7 protein-coding genes are annotated in these 6,171 nt (G+C 64.6%); 3 read left to right on the forward strand and 4 right to left on the reverse strand.

Going from position 1 to position 6,171, the window contains the following annotated elements; genetic code table 11:
* Positions 1-154: 154 nt before the first annotated feature.
* A complete protein-coding gene (gene purM / locus KBY72_RS10360) occupies positions 155-1,195 on the reverse strand; it encodes a phosphoribosylformylglycinamidine cyclo-ligase (protein ID WP_254962273.1) in 1,041 nt (346 codons plus the stop codon).
* 390 nt (positions 1,196-1,585) lie between these two features.
* Between purM and KBY72_RS10365 the strand changes: the two genes are divergently transcribed.
* Both KBY72_RS10365 and KBY72_RS10370 read left to right on the forward strand, forming a co-directional pair.
* Entirely contained in the window at positions 1,586-2,137 is a 552-nt protein-coding gene (locus KBY72_RS10365) for a septal ring lytic transglycosylase RlpA family protein (protein ID WP_254962268.1), read from the forward strand.
* A gap of 81 nt (positions 2,138-2,218) precedes the next feature.
* Positions 2,219-3,775, forward strand: coding sequence for a bifunctional pantoate--beta-alanine ligase/(d)CMP kinase (locus KBY72_RS10370; protein WP_254962274.1), 1,557 nt, complete (start codon positions 2,219-2,221; stop codon positions 3,773-3,775).
* Between the two features lie 3 nt (positions 3,776-3,778).
* On the opposite strand, the gene KBY72_RS10375 is transcribed toward KBY72_RS10370, so the two are convergent.
* Genes KBY72_RS10375 through KBY72_RS10385 form a run of 3 tightly spaced genes read right to left on the reverse strand, consistent with a single transcriptional unit; the run spans position 3,779 to position 5,717 of the window.
* Positions 3,779-4,252, reverse strand: coding sequence for a low molecular weight protein-tyrosine-phosphatase (locus KBY72_RS10375; protein ID WP_254962270.1), 474 nt, complete (start codon positions 4,250-4,252; stop codon positions 3,779-3,781).
* A complete protein-coding gene (locus KBY72_RS10380) occupies positions 4,252-4,887 on the reverse strand; it encodes a HEAT repeat domain-containing protein (RefSeq protein WP_254993514.1) in 636 nt (211 codons plus the stop codon). The genes KBY72_RS10375 and KBY72_RS10380 overlap by 1 nt, the downstream gene beginning before the upstream one ends.
* A 2-nt stretch (positions 4,888-4,889) precedes the next feature.
* On the reverse strand, positions 4,890-5,717 hold the full coding sequence (locus KBY72_RS10385) for a HEAT repeat domain-containing protein (RefSeq protein WP_254993516.1): 828 nt from the start codon (positions 5,715-5,717) through the stop codon (positions 4,890-4,892).
* Between the two features lie 247 nt (positions 5,718-5,964).
* Between KBY72_RS10385 and KBY72_RS10390 the strand changes: the two genes are divergently transcribed.
* Positions 5,965-6,171, forward strand: a 207-nt coding sequence (locus tag KBY72_RS10390) for a biliverdin-producing heme oxygenase (protein WP_254993518.1), incomplete at its 3' end; no start/stop codon positions are given.

A 6,171-nucleotide genomic window follows, 5' to 3' on the forward strand; every position in this document is an offset into this window, starting at 1 on the left:
TAATCCAACTACGTATGGCTCGAACATCGCCCTGGCTCTGGAACCGGTCGATAGGTGTTGATCAACTTTGAAGTCATTACCCTAGGCAGGAGAGCGGCTTACGACCGGGCCAGCAGCCCACTCTGATGCAATTGGCCATTGGCAGCCGGGCTGATCAAGCGTTGAAGGGAAGTCCTGCCAGCGGTTGCTCGCCAGCACTGCCATTGGCCACCGCGCCCAGCTCCCAGGCCTCGTAGCCAGTGTCTTGGCAGATTGCGAGAGCTTGATCCGCTGCAGTTGCCGGCACCACCAGGCAGTAACCCACCCCCAAATTGAAGGTGTTCCAGAGATCGGCCTCCGGCACCTCGCCGGCTTGCTGCAGCCAGTGGAACAGAGCTGGACGCTGCCAGCTAGTTGGGTCGATCACGCCGTGCACTCCAGAGGGCAGGCAGCGGGGCAGGTTTTCAGGCAGGCCGCCGCCAGTGATGTGGGCCATGCCGTTTATGGGCACCTTGCTGGCAAGCAAGGCTTTAACCAAGGTTCCGTAAAGACGGGTGGGGGCGAGCAGGGCATCTATCAGGTTTTGGTTGCTGTTGGGCAGGGTCGTGAGTTCATCGACCGCCTGGCTCTCAAGAATGCGGCGCACCAGGCTGAAGCCATTGCTATGGACCCCACTGCTGGCCACCGCCAGGATGCGATCCCCTGCGCTAACCGCCCGTCCATCGATCAGGGCGCTTGCCTCGACCACGGCCACGCAGAAACCGGCCAGGTCGTAGCGGCCCGGGGCATAGAAGCCAGGCATTTCGGCCGTTTCGCCGCCAAGCAGGGCGCAGCCGCTTTGGCGGCAGCCGTCGGCGATGCCCTCCACCACCTCAGCCATGGCCTCCAGGCTGAGCTTGCCTGTGGCTATGTAATCAAGGAAGAAAAGCGGCTCCGCCCCGCTGGTGATGACGTCGTTGACGCACATCGCCACCAAGTCGATGCCCACATCGTGGTGGCGGCCGTAGGCCTGAGCCAGCTCAAGCTTGGTGCCAACCCCGTCGGTGCCCGAGACCAGCAGGGGATCCCGCAGCCCGGCGGGCAGTCGGCATAGGCCCCCGAAGCCTCCGAGTCCGCCCACAACCTCAGGGCGCCGGGTGGCTTCAACACTGGATCGGATCCGCTCTACAAACTCCCGGCCTGCGACCACATCCACCCCGGCTGTGCGGTAGTCCATCCCGTGCGAACCCATCTGCAGCTCCGATCCTCTGATGCCACCTGCCCAAATTCGGGGCCAATTGCCCGATTGGCACCACGAGTGATTAGCTGCGCTGATGATTGCCATTCGGGTCGCTGATCCTTGGTGGCCTTGTCGACCCCCGCTCAGCCCTGTAGGCGCCTGCCCTGGCCGCTTGGATGACAATTGCTGATCAATCTTGTAGGTGTCGTTTTTAGCCGAAACGGCCAGCTGAAGGAGTTAACTTTGCCCTGTCGTCAATTCCCGATAGGAACCCCGAACGCGAATTCGTACCTCAACTCCATTCAGTTTGAGAGCGAATCCAACGCTGACGAATCACTAATTGCCTCTGGCTGGTGATTGCCGCAACAGCGGCGAGTTTCGTTTGTTATGCGCAGCACCTTCTCCCTTGGGGCCCTCGCCCTGCTCCTCTCCGGTAGTGCTTTGGTTCCCGCCATCGCCGAGTCCAGCCTCGCCGCAACTAGCAATGATGCTGTAGCGATGGCTGTTTCTAGCCCTGAGCCCCAAGGCCCAACGCCTGCAGTCGCCATCCGCGAGGTTGATGTGGAGCTGTCACCAAGTGACACCCAGATCAAGCAGGCACCTCCGACCCGTATCGCTCCTGCCCCCAAGCCAGCGCCCCGTGTGGTGCACAGCTCCAAGGGTCAGGCCAGTTGGTACGGTCCCGGCTTTTTTGGAAATCGCACGGCCAATGGCGAAGTCTTTCGTCCTGGCACCCTCACGGCAGCCCACCGCACCCTGCCTTTCGGCACCAAGGTGCGTGTGACCAACCTCTGGAACGGCCGCACCGCCGTTGTGCGCATCAACGACCGGGGTCCTTTCCACGGCAATCGAGTGATTGACATTGCCCATGGAGCTGCCCAATCCCTAGGTCTCACCGCCAGTGGCGTAGCTCAAGTCCGTCTCGAAGTGCTCCAGTGAGCTGAGCAATGCCGGCTCCCTTGATCAGCCCATCCGCCAATCTGGCGGGTGGGTTTTTTGTTGGCTGCCGCCGCTCTTTTCTTGGACCTGCTCGAAAATTGCCAAGACCTAGCCGCCTGGCGGCAGCAGCAGCAGGGCCCCCTGCATTTCGTGCCCACGATGGGGGCCCTGCACGAGGGTCATCAGCAGCTGATTCGCCGGGCAGCGGCACTGAGGCAAGGGTCAGGCCAGCCCCCCTCCGTGTTGCTGAGTGTGTTTGTCAATCCCCTCCAGTTCGGTCCTGGGGAAGATCTTGAGTCCTATCCCCGGGACCTCCGCTCCGACATTGATCTAGCCGCCGCCGCCGGTGCCACGGCCCTGTTTGCTCCCAGCGTGGCGGAGATCTACCCCCGGGGCGAGGCCGGCTTGACCCGGGTGGCGCCGCCTTTGCTTTTGCGCCAGGGGCTCTGTGGCCGCCACCGGCCCCAGCACTTTGAGGGGGTGGCCACCGTGGTGATTCGCTTGTTAACCCTGGTGCGCCCTGATCTCCTGCTGCTTGGCGAAAAGGATTGGCAGCAGCTGGTGATCCTGAGGCGGGTGGTGGCGGATCTGGGCTTGCCGCTGCGCATTCATGGCTGTCCCACAGTGCGGGAGATCGATGGGCTCGCCTGCAGCTCCCGCAACCGTCGCCTTTCCCCCTCCCAGCGCCAGCAGGCCTCGGCGCTGCCCGCTGGTCTGGCGGCTGCGGCTGCCCAAGTGCGTGGCGGCCTCTCCCAGGCCACAGCGCTGAGCTCCCAGCTGGCCCAGCAACTGGAAGAGGCGGGCCTGAGGGTGGATTATGTGGAGCTTGTGGCTCCCCATAGCCTGGAGCCATTGCAGCAAGTGCAAGGCCTGGCCCTGCTCGCCGCTGCGGTGCACTGCGGTTCAAGCCGCCTGATCGACCATTGTTTTCTGATGTCTCGTCTGCCGATCGTTGCCATTGATGGACCAGCGGGGGCGGGCAAGAGCACCGTCACCCGTGCCTTTGCCCGCCAGATGGGCCTGGTTTACTTAGACACCGGCGCCATGTACCGGGCCCTCACCTGGTGGGTGCTGCGCCAGGGAGCTGACCCTGCAGATGCTGCGGCTGTGGAAGCCCTTCTTCTGGGCCTGGATCTGCAGCTCAGTGCCGGCGGAGCCGGCGAGCAGCTGGTCAGCATCAATGGCTTCGACGTGACCGAGGCGATTCGCAGCCCGGAGGTAACGGCCCAGGTCTCCCTGGTGGCTGCCCACGGCTGTGTGCGCCAGGCCTTCACGGCCCAGCAGCAGGCCATGGGGCTTAAGGGGGGGCTGGTGGCCGAGGGCCGCGACATCGGCACCGCCGTTTTCCCCGACGCCGAGCTCAAGGTTTTTCTCACGGCCACTGCGGCGGAGCGGGCCCGCCGTCGCGCCCAAGACCTCGAGCGGCGGGGCTTTGACGTGCCACCTCTGGCTGAACTGGAGGCCCAGATAGTTGCCCGTGATCACCAGGATTCCAGCCGGGAGGTGGCGCCGCTGTGCCAGGCAGAGGATGCGGTGGAGCTGGTTACGGACGGTATGGCCATTGAGGCTGTGATCCAGGCACTCGTGGACCTGTTCCGCGAGAGGGTTCCGGAGGAGGCCTGGCCCGGGCGCTGGTGAGAACTAATCGTCTAGGGCCTTCAGTAGGCCGCGGCAGGCGTCATCTAGCAGGTCGAGGACGTGCTCAAACCCCTCGTCTCCCCCGTAGTAGGGATCGGGCACTTCGCTGAGATCAAACCGGCTGCGGTAGCTGAGCAGGGTCTCGATGCGGGCGACGCTGCTGCCGCCAGCCTCCTGGGCTAGGGCCTGCACCTGGCTCAGGTTGCTGGCATCCATGGTGAGGATGTGGTCGAAGCGGTTGAGGTCGGCCAGCTCCAACTGGCGCGCCTTGCTCGCTAGGTGGATGCCGCGGCGGCTGGCGGCTGCGCGCATGCGGGCATCGGCAGCCTTTCCCACATGCCAGCCCCCGGTGCCAGCCGAATCCACCACAAAGCGCTCACCAGACTGAGATTGCTCCAGCAGGTGCAAAAACACCCCTTCAGCGGCTGGGGAGCGGCAGATGTTGCCCAGGCAGACAAACAGCACCCGTTTCTTCATTACAGCTCCAGCCGTGAAAGGGCCAACTTGGCGCGCCTCTGCACCACCGGAGGAGTGCCATCAGCCGCTTCCTGGAGTGTGAGCAGGCCCTGTTGGGCCAGCTGCCTCTGCTGGCCTCCCGCGGGCAGGCCAGCAGCCAGCAACTCCAGCCCCACTGCCACCGCGTAGCGCACCACCCACTCGCCGTCGCTGGTGGCGGCCAGTAGCGCTCCTAGGCATTGGCGCTGGACGTCCTGCTGTTGGTCAGGGGGGAGCTCGGCCAGCTGCAACTGGCCAAGTCCCTTGGCGGCAGCCCGGCGCACGCTGGCAGCTACGTCGCTGCCGAGGGCATCGAGCAGCAGCTCTAGCCCGCGCACATCGCCGATGCCGGCGAGGGCGCGCACGGCCCAGGCCCGGGCCCCGTAATTTACTGGGTCGAGCTGCAACAGGGCATCCACGGCCGCTGTCCCCAGGCTGATCAGCCCCTTCACGGCGGCTACCGCCGCACCGGGGTTGTTGAAGCCCAACACCTCCACCAGCACGGGAGCGGCGCTGGCATCGGCGCAGCTGGCCAGTTCCTGGGTGGCTTGCAATAGGGCAAGGGCGCTGCCGGCCTGTTGCAGGGCTGCAATTCGAGCTGGCACCGGTGAGTCCATGCTCATAGCAAGGCGTCCATGCAGGCCAGCAGGGCCTCGTCGCCGGGGTCGCCGCTGCCCTGTTCCACCAGCCCCCGCAGGGCCATCAATTTCAGACTGTTTTCGGCCAGGGTGGCGGCAATGGCTTTAAATCCAGGCCGCCAGCCGGCGGCACCTAGGTCCATCAGGGCTGCATGACGCACCTGAAGCTGGGGATGGTCAAGTAGGTCCACAAGCAGTTCCCCCCAGCGCGCCTCACCGCTTAGTTGCAGCAGGGTGCGCGCCGCAGCGCTGCGGATCAGGGGGCTCTCGTGGGCGAGGAAGGGTTTCACCACGGCCAGCACCCGCGGTTCGTTGACGCCGATGTCGCCCAAGGCTTCCAGCAGGGCTTCGCAGGGTTCCACCAGGCGGTGGCTGTTGGCCTGCTGGGCGCCAGCCACGGCGGGACCGCTGGCTAACTTCTCGCAGAGCGCCTCAATGGCTTCGCTGGCCGCGAGTTGGCCCAGGGCCCGGGCTGCCGCTTCCCGTAGTCCGTCATCGGCATCCTGCAGGGTATCGAGCAGGTCGGGGATGGCCGTTTGTGCTGCTGGAGCCAGTTTGCCGAGGGCGCGGGCAGCATTACGAGCTACTGCGTTCTCCTCGACGCCTTCTCCGCTATCCCTGGGCCGGCGTCGACGCAGGGCTTGTTGCAACAGGGGCACCGCCTCCGGGTGCTGGCTGCGCATTCGGCCCAGCCACCAGGCTCCGTAGTACTGCTGGGAGGTGTCTTCGCTCTGGCGGAGCCGGTGCAGGGCTTCTTGCTCACTGATGGGTTTGCCTGCCTGGGGGGGGCTGGCGTCGTCGTCGGCCATGGGTGCTGTCGCGAGACGCGGGCTCCAAGTGATGTTGCCAGTGCCCGGGCCGGTTCGAAATTTCAGCTTGGGCATTATTTCGGCAGGTCCGCTGAAGCCCGGCTCTCAATGAGTGAGAGCCAGCCGCAGTACTAATGCTCATTGCTGGCCCGCTACCACTGACGTGAACTCTTCGCAAAGGGGCAAACCAATCCAGGGTGCCCCCTCTAAGTTGCTGCCGACATACATGTCCCTCAGACCGGCACCTATGGCTGTTGCGCTCGCCTCCCAATTGCGTGAAGGCACCAAAAAGGCCCACACGATGGCGGAGAACACCGGCTTCGTGAGCTGCTTCCTCAAGGGGGTGGTGGATAAGGCCAGCTACCGCACCCTGGTAGCCGACCTTTATTTCGTATATTCCGCCATGGAGGAGGAGTTTGGCCGGCTTAGGGAGCATCCGGTGGTGGGCCCAGTG

The sequence above is a fragment of the Cyanobium sp. BA5m-21 genome (assembly GCF_024346235.1).
GTDB classification, from domain to species: domain Bacteria; phylum Cyanobacteriota; class Cyanobacteriia; order PCC-6307; family Cyanobiaceae; genus Cyanobium_A; species Cyanobium_A usitatum.